The following is a 13,743-nucleotide window of genomic DNA, read 5'->3' as shown; positions in this document are numbered from 1 at the left end:
TGGCTACGCCTGCCGGGACGCGAGCTGGACGACCGTGATGTCCGAGGGCGCCCCGACCCGCACCGGCGGGCCCCAGGCGCCCGCGCCCCGGGTCACGTACAGCTGCGTGTCGCCGTAGCGCTCCAGTCCCGCGACGGTCGGGTTGGCGAGTTCGGCCAGGTGGTTGCCGGGCCACAGCTGACCCCCGTGGGTGTGGCCGGAGAGCTGGAGGTCGACGCCGTGCTCGACGGCGTCGTGGATGACCACGGGCTGGTGCGCGAGGAGGACGGACGCGCGGGTGCGGTCCCGGTCGCCGAGCGCCTTCCCGAAGTCCGGGCCGTCGCCCTCGCTCTCGCCCGCGACGTCGTTGACCCCCGCGAGGTCGAAGCCCGCGATCTCGACGCGCTGGTTCTCCAGAGGCCGCAGACCGAGTTCGCGGACGTGGTCGACCCATTCGCCGGCGCCGGAGAAGTACTCGTGGTTGCCGGTCACGAAGAAGGAGCCGTGCCGTGCCTTCAGCTGCGCGAGCGGTTCGGCGGCGGGTCCGAGGTCGGCCACGCTGCCGTCGACCAGGTCGCCGACGACGGCGACGAGATCGGGCGACGTGCGGTTGATGGTGTCGACGATGCGCTGTGTGTGGGCCCGTCCCAGGATGGGGCCGAGGTGGATGTCGCTGACCACGGCGATCCTGAGGCCGTGGGCGCTGCGGGGCAGCTTGGCCAGCGGCACGGTCACCCGGGTGACCCGCGGTCCGCGCAGTACTCCGTACGCCCCGTGACCGACGGTCCCGAGTGCGACCGCGGCGGCTCCACCGCCGACGACACGCGAGACGAACACTCGCCGGGACACCTGCCGTCGCGCGTCCGCGCCGGGCTGACCGGGCTCGTCGGCGGAGGTCCCGGACGCCGGCGTGGGCGTCTGGGCCGGAGCGCCGTACGGCGCGGGGGCGCCGGGCTTTGCTGCCGGTGTCCCGGCGGCGCCCGCGGGGACGGTGTGCAGCGGCTCGGGGGCGGCCGCGGCGGGCTCCGCCGGCGACGAGGTGCCCCGCCGCAGCCACACGGCCCGTACGACCTCGCCCACCAGCAGCGCCATCACCAGGTACAGCAGCACCGCCAGCCACAGATAGCCCGGCCACGCGAGCACGCGCTCCAGCCACATCGGCGCCCCGGCGCGCCCGGACATCAGCGCACCCAGGGTCAGCAGCGGGAGCACCCACATCACGACGGTGCCGATACGGCGTGCACGGCCCCGTTCCGCGGTCGTGTCGCGCACGAGCCTGCTCCACACATAGCGGTGCACGCCCGCGAGCAGGGCGATCACCGCTATCGCCACCAGCACGAAGACCACGACCACGGACTGCTCCTCTATTCCTTGTGTGCCTCGCGCCGCAAAGCGCGAACACCACGCAACCCGATCACTCCGACGACCGTCCCCAGAAGCAAGGACGTCAAGGCGAGCAGCAGATGCACCCAGAAGTAACCCGTCGGGTCACCCGCGTCGTCGAAGGCGAGACCGCTGCCGTCCGCCCACAGGTTTTTGACGAAGGTGACCCAGATGAACCAGCTCCACACCCCGAAGGCGAGCAGGAACCAGGAGACGGGGCGGCTGAGCTTCATGCACCCAGTATCGCGGGCGTGGGCCGGCCGTGTTCTCCGGGGTGGGCTGTCCCGGCGATCTTCCCGGCGCGCCTCCGGGACGATAAGCATATTTTCTGTAGCCCCCTGTACGTTCTCGTCTGTGTCCGCTCTGAAGAAGACCGCGCTGACGGTCACAGCTGCCTCGTTGCTGCCCGTGCTCCTCGCCGTGCCCGCCTCGGCCGGCACCACCGACGGCACGGTCATCAGGAACCAGCCGAATCCGCCGGCCTCCATGTCGACCGTCGGCGGCCCGCAGCTCGGCAGGGCGGGCACCCAGGTCAGCCTCGGACCGGGCGCACCCATACTGCCCAACGAGGTGAGCGGACGGTCCTGGATCGTCGCGGACGCGGAGAGCGGCGACGTCCTCGCCTCGCACAACGCGCACTGGCGGCTGCCCCCGGCGTCCACGCTCAAGATGCTCTTCGCCGACACCGTGCTGCCGAAGCTGCCCAAGACCGAGACGCACAAGGTCACCCATGCCGAGCTCGCGGACGTCGGCGAGGGCAGCAGCCTCGTCGGGGTCAAGGAGGAGCACGCCTACACGGTGCACGACCTGTGGCTCGGCGTCTTCCTGCGCTCCGGCAACGACGCGGTGCACGTCCTGTCGGCGATGAACGGCGGTGTCCCCAAGACCGTCGAGGACATGCAGGCCCACGCCGACGAGCTCCAGGCGTTCGACACCCAGGTCGTCTCGCCCGACGGCTACGACGCCGAGGGCCAGGTCTCGTCCGCGTACGACCTCACGCTCATCGCCCGCAGCGGTTTGCAGAAGAAGGACTTCCGCGAGTACTGCTCCACGGCACGCGCCCGGTTCCCCGGCGGGGTCACGGCGGGCAAGCGCGACTACTTCGAGATCCAGAACACCAACCGGCTGCTCACGGGCGAGTCCGGCGTCTCCCCGTACCAGGGCATGGCGGGGGTCAAGAACGGCAGCACCACACACGCCGGCGCCACGTTCACCGGGGTCGCCGAGCGCGACGGCAAGGTGTTGCTCGTCACCGTCATGAACCCGGACTCCGAGGAGAGCCAGGCCGTCTACAAGGAGGCCGGACGGCTGCTCGACTGGGGCTTCGCGGCGTCCGGGAAGGTCCGGCCCGTCGGTGAGCTGGTCCCGCCGAGGTCCACCGCCCCGCAGGACTCCCCCCAGGTCGAGCCCGCGAGCAACGGCGCGCCCGCGAAGGCTTCCGCCGCGGCGGACGAGGGGTCCGGCGGCGTCGGTACGGCGCTCGCCGTGGTCGGTGGTCTGCTGGTGTTGCTGGCGGCCGGGGTCTTCCTGGTCAACCGCCAGTGGCCGCTGCGCCGTCGGTGACCGCGCCGCCGGGGCTCTCCGCGGAGGACTCGGCGGCGCGTGACTGCTCCTTGCTCGGCGTCGCGGTCCACGCGGCGCAGAACAGGAGCAGCTTCGCCGAGAAGTTGATCCACAGCAGCAGGGCGATGGGGACACCGAAGGCGCCGTACATGCTGCGCGACGCGACGCCCTGGATGTAGCCGCTGAGCAGCAGCTTCAGCAGTTCGAAGCCGATCGCGCCGATGAGCCCGGCGACCACCAGGCGTCGGCGCGGCGGGTGCACTCCCGGAAGCAGCGTCAGCAGGTAGAGCAGCAGCAGGAAGTTGGCCACACCGGCGATGGCGATGGCGGCGGCCTGCAGCAGGAGGCCCTCGGCGCCGCCCTCCTCGATGCCGATCCGCTTCGCCGTCCAGCCGACGGTCGTGGACCCGAGCGCGGACGCGGCGAAGGAGGCGAGGGCGGTCGCGCCGAGGCCGAGGAGCACGACGCCGTCCTTGAACTTGCGGACGACGGGATTGTCGTCGTCCTCGTCGTCCACCTCCCACACGGCCCGCAGACAGTCCCGCAGCGAGCCGACCCAGCCGATACCGGTGAACAGCAGCAGCGCGCCCGCGACCAGTCCGACCGTGCCCGCGTTGTCGACCAGCGAGTTGATGTCGAGCTGGTCGGAGATGCCGGGGACCTGGTCACCGATCTTGTCCTCCAGCTTGCTCAGCTGCTCCTTGCTGAGCAGGGCGGCGCCGATGACCGCGGCCACGGTGATCAGCGGGAAGAGGGCCAGAAAGCTGATGAAGGTGATCGCGGCGGCCAGCCGGGCCCAGTGCACCCGGTCGAGCGTCTCGTACGAGCGCCAGGCGTGGGTCTGCATCAGCCGGGCCATCAGGGGCCCGATGACGGGGAGCTTGGTCAGCCAGTCCATGGCGTACGCCTACCCTCCACGCGGAACACCAGCGTTCGGGTCCCCCAGAATCGCAGGCAGGTGGCCAGGACCATGCCGACGCCGAGCCCGGAGACGAGGTCCGCGCGCGCCGAGGTCAGGCCGAGGCCGTGGTGCGAGACGGCGAGGCAGAGCAGTTGGACGATCGCGCCGGCGCCGTTGACGCCGAAGAAGGCGGCGTACTCCCGCAGGCGCAGGGTCCGGCGCCGGTAGGTCCCGAGGGCGTTGCCGAGGTAGGCGACCGTGCATCCGGCGAGGAACGAGACGGCTTTCGCGGTCAGCGGTCCCCAGCCGCCGGGCCCGCGCAGCAGGGTGAAGAGCGCCACGTCGGCCGCGTACGCGCACCCTCCGACGAGGATGAACGAGGCCGCCTCCGGCCAGGGGACGCGTTTCACAGGTCGGCGACCGCCAGTCCGTACATCGCGGCCCACACCAGGCCGATGACGGCCAGAGGCCGGTCCCGCAGCACCACGTCCTCGGGTGCGCCGGCCGTGCCGCGGTCGGCGAAGACCGCGTACCGCAGCACCGCCAGGATGAAGGCGATCATCGAGAGCTGCCGCCAGGGGAGCAGCGCCGACGGGGCCACACCGCCGCTCTCCAGGGCCCACAGGCAGTAGGCGAGGACGGCGACACCGGCGGCGAGCTGCCAGACGAAGCGCAGATAGCCGGTCGTGTACTCGGTGAGGAGCGGCCGGGTCGCGCCCTTGCTGTCGGCCAGCTGCACGGCTTCGGAGTAGCGCTTCGCCGCGACCATGAACAGCGCGCCGAAGCCGGTGGTGATCAGGAACCAGCGCGAGAGCGGGATGCCGAGCGCGACCCCGCCGATCATCGCGCGCATCAGGAACCCGGTGGTGACGACGGCCAGGTCGACGACGAGCACGTGCTTGAGCCAGACGCAGTAGGCGAGTTGCATCGACAGATACGCGGTGAGCAGGGCGCCGGTCATGGGCGTGCACAGGGCGACGGCTCCGCCGACGGCGGTGCCGGCGAGCATGACACCCACGGCATAGGCGACGGGCACCGGGACCTCGCCCGCAGCGACGGGGCGACGGCACTTCACCGGATGGGCCCGGTCGGCGTCCGCGTCCCGGGCGTCGTTGATCAGATAGACGGCGGCCGCGGCGGCGGTGAACAGGGCGAAGACGACGGCCAGTTGTCCGGCCCCGTGCGGGGAGTCCAGTTCACCGGCGGCGGCGGGCGCGGCCACCACGAGGACGTTCTTGATCCACTGCCGGGGGCGGGTGGTCCTGATCAGGCCGACCGGCAGACTCACGGCCCGCGACGGTGACGGTTTCCGGGGCCGCTCCAGCAGCGCGGTACCGGGCTCAGACATGGCGCCGGCCCTTCTCGCCTCCGGCGGCGCGGGTCCCTGTGACGGGCGACGCCCCGCCACCCGTCCACCGGGCTCCGGCGCGTGCGGCCAGCCCGCCGAGGACCGCGCCCGCCGCGATGTCGGTCGGGTAGTGGACCCCGGCGACCAGGCGCGAGACGCAGATTGCCGCAGCCAGCGGTGGCACCAGTCGGCGGGCCGCGGGGAGCAGTGCGCCGAAGGCCACGGCGGCGGCCGCGGCCGACGCGGCGTGCGAGCTGGGGAAGGAGTGCCGGCCCAGGGTGCCGACGAGGGGCCGGTACGAGGGCAGTTCGGGGCGGGGCCTGCGGACGACGTGTTTGACGCCCGTGCTCGCCAGGTGGGCCCCGCCGACCACGGCGGTGGCGCGCAGCCAGTGCCCGCGCCGTTCCGGGTCGGTCGCCGCGCCGGTGAGACCGGCGGCGAGCCAGAGCGCGGCATGCTCCCCGGCGAGGGAGAGCGCGCGTGCGGCGACGGCGACGCCCGGTCGTCCCCCGTACGCGCGCATGGCCGCCAACAGCCTCCGGTCGGCGGCCGCGCAATCGGCGTATCTCATTCGCCACCCCTTCTCCTGAGCCAGGGGGGACTCTTCTCGGCGACCGGCCGAGTTTCACGCTCATCTTTGATGACACTCGTTTAATCACCCATTTCGGCGCGTCCGTTAGGTCTGCGGAAAACAGGGCAATTGCGGCGATACGGTCCGGGTATGGCTGCCGACACCCGTCCTTCCGCCGCCGGACCCGGTGGCACCTTCGCGTCCGTCACCGGCTGGGGGCGTACGGCCCCGACGACCGCGTTCGTGCTCCGGCCACGCACCGCCGACGAGGCCACCGCCGCCGTACGGGACTGGGGCACCCGCGGCGGGATCGCCCGGGGGCTCGGCAGGGCGTACGGCGACGCGGCGCAGAACGCGGGCGGCTCGGTCCTCGACATGACCGGCCTGGACCGCATCCGCTCCGTCGACGCCGAGGCGGGTGTCGTGGTGTGCGACGCGGGGGTGAGCCTGCACCGGCTGATGGAGGCGCTGCTGCCGCTCGGCTGGTTCGTACCGGTGACGCCGGGGACCCGGCAGGTCACCGTCGGCGGAGCGATCGGCGCCGACATCCACGGCAAGAACCACCACGTCAGCGGCTCCTTCGCCCGCCATGTCGATGCCCTGGACCTGCTCACCGCGGACGGCGCGGTCCACACGGTGCGGCCCGGCACCGAGCTCTTCGACGCGACGGCGGGCGGTATGGGCCTCACGGGAGTGATCCTCTCGGCGACCCTGCGGCTGCACCGCGTCGAGACGTCGCTGATGTCCGTCGACACCGAACGGGCCGCCGATCTGGACGAGTTGATGGCCCGGCTCACCGCCACCGACCACCACTACCGCTACTCGGTCGCCTGGATCGACCTGCTCGCCCGCGGCCGGGCCCTGGGACGCTCCGTGCTCACCCGCGGCGAGCACGCCCCGCTGGACGCGCTGCCCGCGCGCGCCCGCCGCGCACCGCTCGCGTTCCGCCCCGGACGGCTGCCCGGACCGCCCCGCTTCGTACCGCCCGGCCTGCTCACCCGCACGACGGTCGGCCTCTTCAACGAGCTCTGGTACCGCAGGGCCCCCCGGCTCCGCCTCGGGGAGCTGCAGAAGCTCTCCGCGTTCTTCCACCCGCTGGACGGCGTACCGCACTGGAACCGGATCTACGGCCGCGGCGGATTCGTGCAGTACCAGTTCGTGGTGGGGCACGGGCAGGAGGAGACGCTGCGCCGGATCGTGCGGCGGATCGCCCGGCGCGGCTGCCCCTCGTTCCTCGCGGTGCTCAAACGGTTCGGCGAGGGGGACGCCGGGTGGCTGTCCTTCCCCATGCCCGGCTGGACGCTGGCGCTCGACATCCCCGCGGATCTGCCCGGCCTCGGCGCGTTCCTGGACGAACTCGACGACGAGGTCGCCGGGGCCGGCGGCCGGGTCTATCTCGCCAAGGACTCCCGGCTGCGGCCGGAGCTGCTGGCCGGCATGTATCCGCGGCTGGCCGACTTCCGTGCGCTGCGCGCCCGGCTGGACCCCCACGGCGTGTTCGCCTCCGACCTCTCGCGCCGCCTCACGCTCTGACCCCGCCCCGGTCCCGGCTCCGCCTCACGCCCCGACTCCCGCCCCGGTCGACCCGCCGGGGCTCTCCACCGCTCGTAAGGAGCACCGCTCATGAAGGACGCCTTCGGCGCACCGCAGTCCCTGCTCGTCCTCGGCGGCACCTCGGAGATCGGCCAGGCCGTGGCCCGCCGGCTGATCGCCCGGCGCACCCGTACGGTCTGGCTGGCGGGCCGCCCCTCGCCCGATCTCGAAGCCGCCGCGGACGGTCTGCGCCGGCTCGGCGCCGACGTCCGTACCGTCGCCTTCGACGCCCTCGACCCGGCCCTGCACGAACAGCTACTGGGTAAGGTCTTCGCCGAGGGCGACATCGACATGGTGCTGCTCGCCTTCGGCGTCCTCGGCGACCAGGCGAACGACGAGGCCGACCCGCCGGCGGCGGTCCGGGTCGCTCAGACCAACTACACGGGCGCCGTCTCGGCCGGACTCGTGTGCGCGGCAGCGCTGCAGAACCAGGGACACGGCTCCCTGGTGGTCCTCTCCTCGGTGGCCGGCGAGCGCGCCCGCCGCGCCAACTTCATCTACGGCTCCAGCAAGGCCGGCCTGGACGTCTTCACCCAGGGACTGGGCGACGCGATGTACGGGACGGGCGTCCATGTGATGGTCGTACGCCCGGGCTTCGTCAGGACGAGGATGACGGCCGGGCTGCCCGAGGCCCCGCTCGCGACCACGCCGGAGGCCGTCGCGCTGGCCGTCGAGCAGGGGCTGCGGCGCAGGGCGGAGACGGTGTGGGTGCCCGGGGCACTGCGGCTGGTGATGTCGGCGCTGCGGCATGTGCCGCGCCCGCTCTTCCGCCGGCTGCCGCTGTGAGCGGGGCGGGGGCGGGGCACGTCGTCAGGGTGGGACGGCTTCGTCGGGGTGGCGCGGCGGCGCGGCCGGGTCAGGACGTGGCGGCCGAGGGAGCCGTCGCCGGCTCGTCCACCGGCGTGCCCTGGGCGGGCACGGAGGCGATGCCGCCCCCGAAGGCGTACTCGTGGAGCTTGCGCCACACGCCGTCCGCGCCCTGCTCGTACAGCGCGAAGGAGGCACAGGTCCAGGCGGCCTCGAAGTCGGCCAGCTCCTCGTACGCCCGGTCCATCGCCTCTTCCGCGATGCCGTGCGCGACGGTGACGTGCGGGTGGTACGGGAACTGGAGCTCGCGCACCAGCGGGCCGGAGGCGTCCCGCACCCGCTTCTGGAGCCAGGAGCAGGCCGCGGCACCCTCGGCGATCTGGACGAAGACGACGGGCGAGAGCGGCCGGAACGTGCCCGTGCCGGACAACCGCATCGGGAACGGCCTGCTCGCCGTGGCCACCTCGGTGAGGTGCGCCTCGATCGCCGGGAGGGTCGCGGGGTCGGCCTCGGTGGGCGGCAGCAGGGTGACGTGCGTGGGAATGCCGTGCGCGGCGGGATCCCCGAAGCCCGCGCGCAGCTCCTGGAGCAGGCTGCCGTAAGGCTCCGGGACCGCGATCGAAACGCCGAGCGTTACGGTCCCCACGTCGTTCTCCTCACATGTCGTCTCAGTTGTCGTTTGTGTCCGCACTCGCCAGTGTGATGGCTCCACCGCATCTGTGGCCAGAGGCCTTGGACACACTCGGCCACGGGCACGAGGTCCCGCCGCCGGCCGGCCGGTGGCGGGAGACGGTCTCAGTGCTTCGCGGGCAAAAAGCCCACCCGGTCGAATGCGGCGGCCAGCGTCTCCGCCGCCACGGCCCGGGCCTTCTCCGCGCCCTTGGCCAGGATCGAGTCCAGCGTCTCGGGGTCGTCCAGATATTCCTGGGTCCGGGTGCGGAACGGCGTGACGAAGTCCACCATCACGTCGGCGAGGTCGGTCTTGAGCGCCCCGTACCCCTTGCCTTCGTACTTCTGCTCCAGCTCGGTCACCGTCGTGCCGGTGAGCGTGGAGTAGATCGTGAGGAGATTGCTGACGCCGGGCTTCTCCACACTGTCGAAACGAATCACCGTGTCGGTGTCCGTGACCGCGCTCCGGACCTTCTTGGCGGTCACCTTCGGCTCGTCGAGCAGGTTGATCAGGCCCTTGGGCGTGGACGCCGACTTGCTCATCTTGATCGTCGGGTCCTGGAGGTCGTAGATCTTCGCGACCTCCTTGACGATGTGCGGCGCCGGGACGTTGAACGTCTGGCCGAAACGGCTGTTGAAGCGCTCGGCCAGGTCACGGGTGAGCTCGATGTGCTGGCGCTGGTCCTCACCGACCGGGACGGCGTCCGCCTGGTACAGCAGGATGTCCGCGACCTGGAGGATCGGGTACGTGAACAGGCCGACGGTGGCGCGGTCGGCGCCCTGCTTGGCGGACTTGTCCTTGAACTGCGTCATCCGGGCGGCCTCACCGAAGCCGGTCAGGCAGTTCATGATCCAGCCGAGCTGGGCGTGCTCGGGCACGTGGCTCTGGATGAACAGGGTGCAGCGATCGGGGTCGAGTCCGGCGGCGAGCAGCTGGGCCGCGGCGAGGCGGGTGTTCGCCCGCAGCTCGGCCGGGTCCTGCGGCACGGTGATCGCGTGCAGGTCGACGACCATGTAGAACGCGTCGTGGGTCTCTTGCAGCGCCACGTACTGGCGGATCGCTCCCAGGTAGTTCCCGAGGTGGAACGAACCGGCGGTCGGCTGAATGCCGGAGAGCGCGCGAGGTCGGGATGAGGCCATGTTCATCATTCTCTCAGGTGTGGAACCGAACTCCGGCCGCCGGTGTATGAAAGGTGTGAGGACGCGGGAGGGGACCCTGGAGGGGGGCCGCATCGTCGTTGACGAGGGGGCCGTGATCGCGCGGGTGCGCGCCGGAGAGCCGGAGGCGTACGCGGACTTGGTGCGCGCCCACACGGCGGTCGCGCTCCGGGCCGCCGTGGCCTTCGGCGCGGGCGCGGACGCGGAGGACGTGGTGCAGAGCGCCTTCCTCAAGGCGTACCAGGCGCTGGGGCGGTTCCGGGACGGCGCCGCGTTCCGGCCGTGGCTGCTGCGGATCGTGGTCAATGAGACCAGGAACACAGTGCGCACCGCGGTCCGGCTGCGGGCGCTCGCCGGGCGCGAGGCGCTGCTGCTGGGTTCCGAGCCGCTGATACCGGAGTCGGCCGACCCGGCGCTGGCGGCCGTGGCGGACGAGCGGCGCTCGCTGCTGCTGGCGGCACTGGACGAGCTGGGCGAACAGCAGCGCCAGGTCGTGGTCTGCCGCTATCTGCTGGAGATGGACGAGGCGGAGACGGCGCGGGCACTGGGCTGGCCGCGCGGGACGGTGAAGTCCCGGCTCAACCGGGCGCTGACCAGGCTCGGGCAGGTCATCGGTGGGAAGGGAGGTGAGGAGCATGAGTGAGGACGGGCGCGGGAGGGGCGGCGGCCGGGAGGCGGAGCGGGAGGCCCTGGCGGAGGAGCTGCGCGAGGCCGGTCGCGGGATCCGGGTCCCGGACGTGTCCGGCGAGACGATGGCGGAGCGGGTGCTGGCGCAGCTCCTCGCAGAGGCGGTGCCGACGCCCGCCCCCGCCGGCCTCGGAACCCGGCTGCGCGGCTGGACACACCGCCGGTGGCGGGCCCTGACCGTGGTGCTGTCCGGGGTGCTGGTGGTCCTGGTGCTGACGCCTCCGGTGCGGGCGGCGGTGGCGGACTGGTTCGGCTTCGGCGGGGTGGACGTGCGGTACGACCCGTCGGCGCCGCCACTGCACGACGCGCAGCCGCCGTGGTGCGCCGAGGCCGTCCCGCGGGCTGAGGCCGAGCGGCGGGCGGGATTCCGGGCACTGGTGCCGCCGGGTCTGGGCCCACCGGACGCCGTCTCGGTCGTGACGGGGCCGGCGGGCCGCTCGGTGATCTCGCTGTACTGGAAGGACCGGGGGCGGACGGTCCGGCTGGATCAGTTCCCGGCCACGCTGGACCTGAGCTTTGCCAAGCAGGCGCGGCTGATGCCCGAGTGGGTGACGCTCACCGAGGGCACCGGACTGTGGTTCGAGGAGCCGCATCTGCTGCGGTTCGGGATGACCGACGCCCGCGGCGAGCAGTGGACACAGGCCGAGAGGACGGCGGGGCCGACGCTGCTGTGGACGACCGCGGGCGGGCGGACGACGCTGCGGCTGGAGGGCGTTGGGGCACTGGTGCGTGCGAAGGAGATCGCGGAGTCGACGGCCGGGGCGCGGGGGCCGACGGAGCGGCGGGAGCCGTCCGGGTCGGGGTAGCTGTCGGGGGGCGGGTCGCGTCGGTGCCGGGACCATGGGCTGGGCCCGGTCGGCCGGCTGCCGCAGGGCCGTAGGGCGCGGGCCGAAAGTGGCCGGCCGCGAACGGGAACCTGGCAGCGTCGGGCGGTGTACCAGAGGTGACACGGTGCGGAGAGGCCGTATCCGGTGTCGGCTGGGGGAAGTATGCGACTGCTACGACGACTTGCCGCGCTGGCGACGGTGCTGGCGCTGAGCTGGGTCCTCGCTCCGAGCGCGGTGGCCGGCGGCCCGACGAGCGTGCTCGTCACCTCGCCGGAGAGCGGTGAGACCGCCTCGCTCTACAACAGCGACGCACAGTACGGCAGCCTGCTGAAGCTGCTGGGCGAGGGGCCGACCAAGGGGCAGACGGACCGGCCGCCGTCGCTGGACATGGCGCTCGGGACACGGCAGATCAATGTGACCTGGATGATCCACGACGTACAGCCGTGGCGGGTGGACCAGGTCTATCCGGGCGACCGGGCGGGCCTCGTCTGGATCCATACGGCGACGAACCTGGAGACCCAGCAGGGGTACTGGCACCAGGCCCGGCAACCGGCCGAACTGACCACCCTGTTCACGAAGCTGGGCCTGATGGGCGAGAAGAGCAGCGGGGCCGGAGTGGCCCAGTTCCCGCCGGCCTGGGGCGGGGAACAGCAGCGGGCACCGGAACCGGCGGACGCGGCCGGCGCCGGGTCCGCGGGGGCTTCGGCCGCCGCCGCGCGTGCCTCGGACGGCACCGAAGGCTGGTGGTGGGCGATACCGGGGCTCGTGGGCGGGGCGGCGCTGGCGCTGGTCCTGCGGCCGGTGGTCTCCCGCCTCCCGCGCCCGCCGTTCGGGCGGGGCGACGGGACACGGGAGACCGGACCGCGGCAGCAACTACTGGACGGCTGACGAGCCGACGCGGCCGAAGGGATCGGCGCGGGGCCGGACTCAGCCCGCCAGACCGGGCGCGGGGTGGGCGGACATCAGCTCGGCGACCTCGGAGCGGATCGTGGCCAGCGCCTCCTCGTCCTCCTTGCCGGCCGCGGTCACGCCCCGGTCGATCCAGTCGGCGACGGCCGCCATGTGCTCGGTGCCGAGACCGCGCGAGGTGAGGGACGGGGTGCCGATGCGGATGCCGGAGGGGTCGAACGGCTTCCTCGGGTCGTACGGCACGGTGTTGTAGTTGACGACGATCCCGGCCCGGTCGAGGGCCTTGGCGGCCACCTTGCCGGGCACCTCCTTCGGCGTGAGGTCCATCAGGATCAGATGGTTGTCGGTGCCGCCGGAGACCAGGTCGAAGCCGTGGTCGAGCAGGGCTTCGGCGAGTGCCCGGGCGTTGGCGACGACGGACTGCGCGTAGGCGCGGAAGGAGGGCTGGGACGCCTCGTGGAGGGCGACGGCGATGGCGGCGGTGGTCTGGTTGTGCGGGCCGCCCTGGAGCCCGGGGAAGACCGCCTTGTCGAGGGCCTTGGCGTGCTCCTCGCGGGACATCAGCATCGCGCCACGGGGCCCGCGCAGGGTCTTGTGGGTGGTCGTGGAGATGACGTCGGCGTGGGGCACGGGTGAGGGGTGCGCGCCGCCCGCGATGAGGCCGGCGATATGGGCGACATCGGCCACCAGGACGGCACCGCACTCGCGGGCGATCTCCGCGAAGGCCGGGAAGTCGATGGTGCGGGGAAGGGCGGTACCGCCGCAGAAAATGATCTTCGGGCGTTCCTTCAGGGCGAGTTCGCGCACCTCGTCGAAGTCGATGAGGCCGGTGTCGTGGCGGACGCCGTACTGCACACCGCGGAACCACTTTCCGGTGGCGGAGACGCCCCAGCCGTGGGTGAGGTGGCCGCCCATCGGCAGGGCCATGCCCATCACGGTGTCCCCGGGCTCCGCGAAGGCGAGGTAGACGGCGAGGTTGGCCGGGGAGCCGGAGTAGGGCTGGACGTTGGCGTGCTCGACGCCGAAGAGGGCCTTGGCGCGGGCGACGGCGAGGCGTTCCACCTGGTCGATGACCTGCTGGCCCTCGTAGTAGCGGCGGCCCGCGTAGCCCTCGCTGTACTTGTTCTGGAGCACCGTGCCCGAAGCCTCCAGCACGGCGGCCGAGACGTAGTTCTCACTGGGGATGAGGCGCAGGGTTTCGGCCTGGAGCTGCTCCTCCGCCGTGACGAGCGCGGCGAGTTCCGGGTCGGTGGCGGAAAGTGCGGGGTGAGGCAGGGTCATGGTTTCCTCCGGGGTCACTGGGTGTCCCGGGGTGCGACTCGGACTCCCCCACCGGAGGCAGGGGCGG

General features: G+C 72.5%; 15 protein-coding genes. 6 read left to right on the top strand and 9 right to left on the bottom strand.

What is annotated here, in order from left to right; translation table 11 throughout:
- Positions 1-3: 3 nt before the first annotated feature.
- Together ABTX78_RS07130 and ABTX78_RS07125 are read right to left on the bottom strand one after the other, a co-directional pair.
- Positions 4-1,326 (bottom strand): metallophosphoesterase, encoded by a 1,323-nt coding sequence (locus ABTX78_RS07130; RefSeq protein WP_502993794.1) that lies wholly within the window; start codon positions 1,324-1,326, stop codon positions 4-6.
- A 17-nt stretch (positions 1,327-1,343) separates the two neighbouring features.
- Positions 1,344-1,595, bottom strand: coding sequence for an SCO4848 family membrane protein (locus ABTX78_RS07125; RefSeq protein WP_352205777.1), 252 nt, complete (start codon positions 1,593-1,595; stop codon positions 1,344-1,346).
- Positions 1,596-1,716: 121 nt separating this feature from the next.
- Here ABTX78_RS07125 and ABTX78_RS07120 point away from each other — a divergent pair, with 121 nt between their 5' ends.
- Positions 1,717-2,925 (top strand): D-alanyl-D-alanine carboxypeptidase family protein, encoded by a 1,209-nt coding sequence (locus ABTX78_RS07120; protein WP_352205776.1) that lies wholly within the window; start codon positions 1,717-1,719, stop codon positions 2,923-2,925.
- Here ABTX78_RS07120 and ABTX78_RS07115 read toward each other — a convergent pair.
- From ABTX78_RS07115 to ABTX78_RS07100, 4 genes are read right to left on the bottom strand one after another with little or no spacing between them, the layout of a single operon-like run.
- Positions 2,894-3,823 (bottom strand): YihY/virulence factor BrkB family protein, encoded by a 930-nt coding sequence (locus tag ABTX78_RS07115; RefSeq protein ID WP_352205775.1) that lies wholly within the window; start codon positions 3,821-3,823, stop codon positions 2,894-2,896. The two genes, ABTX78_RS07120 and ABTX78_RS07115, sit on opposite strands and share 32 nt — an antisense overlap.
- On the bottom strand, positions 3,811-4,236 hold the full coding sequence (locus tag ABTX78_RS07110; protein WP_352205774.1) for a GtrA family protein: 426 nt from the start codon (positions 4,234-4,236) through the stop codon (positions 3,811-3,813). The genes ABTX78_RS07115 and ABTX78_RS07110 overlap by 13 nt, the downstream gene beginning before the upstream one ends.
- Positions 4,233-5,174: a decaprenyl-phosphate phosphoribosyltransferase gene (locus ABTX78_RS07105; RefSeq protein ID WP_352205773.1), complete on the bottom strand. Its 942-nt coding sequence runs from the start codon at positions 5,172-5,174 to the stop codon at positions 4,233-4,235. The genes ABTX78_RS07110 and ABTX78_RS07105 overlap by 4 nt, the downstream gene beginning before the upstream one ends.
- Positions 5,167-5,745: a phosphatase PAP2 family protein gene (locus ABTX78_RS07100; protein WP_352205772.1), complete on the bottom strand. Its 579-nt coding sequence runs from the start codon at positions 5,743-5,745 to the stop codon at positions 5,167-5,169. The genes ABTX78_RS07105 and ABTX78_RS07100 overlap by 8 nt, the downstream gene beginning before the upstream one ends.
- Before the next feature lie 150 nt (positions 5,746-5,895).
- On the opposite strand from ABTX78_RS07100, the gene dprE1 reads away from it, so the two are divergent.
- Together dprE1 and dprE2 are read left to right on the top strand one after the other, a co-directional pair.
- Complete coding sequence (gene dprE1, locus ABTX78_RS07095; RefSeq protein ID WP_352205771.1) at positions 5,896-7,278, top strand: decaprenylphosphoryl-beta-D-ribose oxidase; 1,383 nt, start codon at positions 5,896-5,898, stop codon at positions 7,276-7,278.
- Positions 7,279-7,368: 90 nt separating this feature from the next.
- The gene (gene dprE2 / locus ABTX78_RS07090; protein ID WP_352205770.1) at positions 7,369-8,124 is read left to right on the top strand and encodes a decaprenylphospho-beta-D-erythro-pentofuranosid-2-ulose 2-reductase; all 756 of its coding nucleotides are present in this window, start codon (positions 7,369-7,371) and stop codon (positions 8,122-8,124) included.
- Between the two features lie 70 nt (positions 8,125-8,194).
- Here the strand turns inward: dprE2 and ABTX78_RS07085 are convergent, their stop codons facing one another.
- Together ABTX78_RS07085 and trpS are read right to left on the bottom strand one after the other, a co-directional pair.
- Entirely contained in the window at positions 8,195-8,791 is a 597-nt protein-coding gene (locus ABTX78_RS07085; RefSeq protein WP_352205769.1) for a 2'-5' RNA ligase family protein, read from the bottom strand.
- 149 nt (positions 8,792-8,940) lie between these two features.
- Entirely contained in the window at positions 8,941-9,954 is a 1,014-nt protein-coding gene (trpS, locus tag ABTX78_RS07080; RefSeq protein ID WP_352205768.1) for a tryptophan--tRNA ligase, read from the bottom strand.
- A gap of 46 nt (positions 9,955-10,000) precedes the next feature.
- Between trpS and ABTX78_RS07075 the strand changes: the two genes are divergently transcribed.
- The 3 genes from ABTX78_RS07075 (at position 10,001) to ABTX78_RS07065 (ending at position 12,374) form a co-directional block, all read left to right on the top strand.
- A complete protein-coding gene (locus ABTX78_RS07075; protein WP_352205767.1) occupies positions 10,001-10,615 on the top strand; it encodes an RNA polymerase sigma factor in 615 nt (204 codons plus the stop codon).
- A complete protein-coding gene (locus tag ABTX78_RS07070; protein WP_352205766.1) occupies positions 10,608-11,465 on the top strand; it encodes a hypothetical protein in 858 nt (285 codons plus the stop codon). Before ABTX78_RS07075 ends, ABTX78_RS07070 begins: the two co-directional genes overlap by 8 nt.
- 183 nt (positions 11,466-11,648) lie before the next feature.
- Positions 11,649-12,374 (top strand): hypothetical protein, encoded by a 726-nt coding sequence (locus ABTX78_RS07065; RefSeq protein ID WP_352205765.1) that lies wholly within the window; start codon positions 11,649-11,651, stop codon positions 12,372-12,374.
- Positions 12,375-12,413: 39 nt separating this feature from the next.
- On the opposite strand, the gene glyA is transcribed toward ABTX78_RS07065, so the two are convergent.
- A complete protein-coding gene (gene glyA / locus ABTX78_RS07060) occupies positions 12,414-13,676 on the bottom strand; it encodes a serine hydroxymethyltransferase (protein ID WP_352205764.1) in 1,263 nt (420 codons plus the stop codon).
- Positions 13,677-13,743 lie beyond the last annotated feature (67 nt).

It is taken from the genome of Streptomyces sp. NPDC096193, assembly GCF_040302905.1.
Classification (GTDB): Bacteria; Actinomycetota; Actinomycetes; order Streptomycetales; family Streptomycetaceae; genus Streptomyces.
This window is presented reverse-complemented; position numbering and strand designations above follow the sequence as displayed.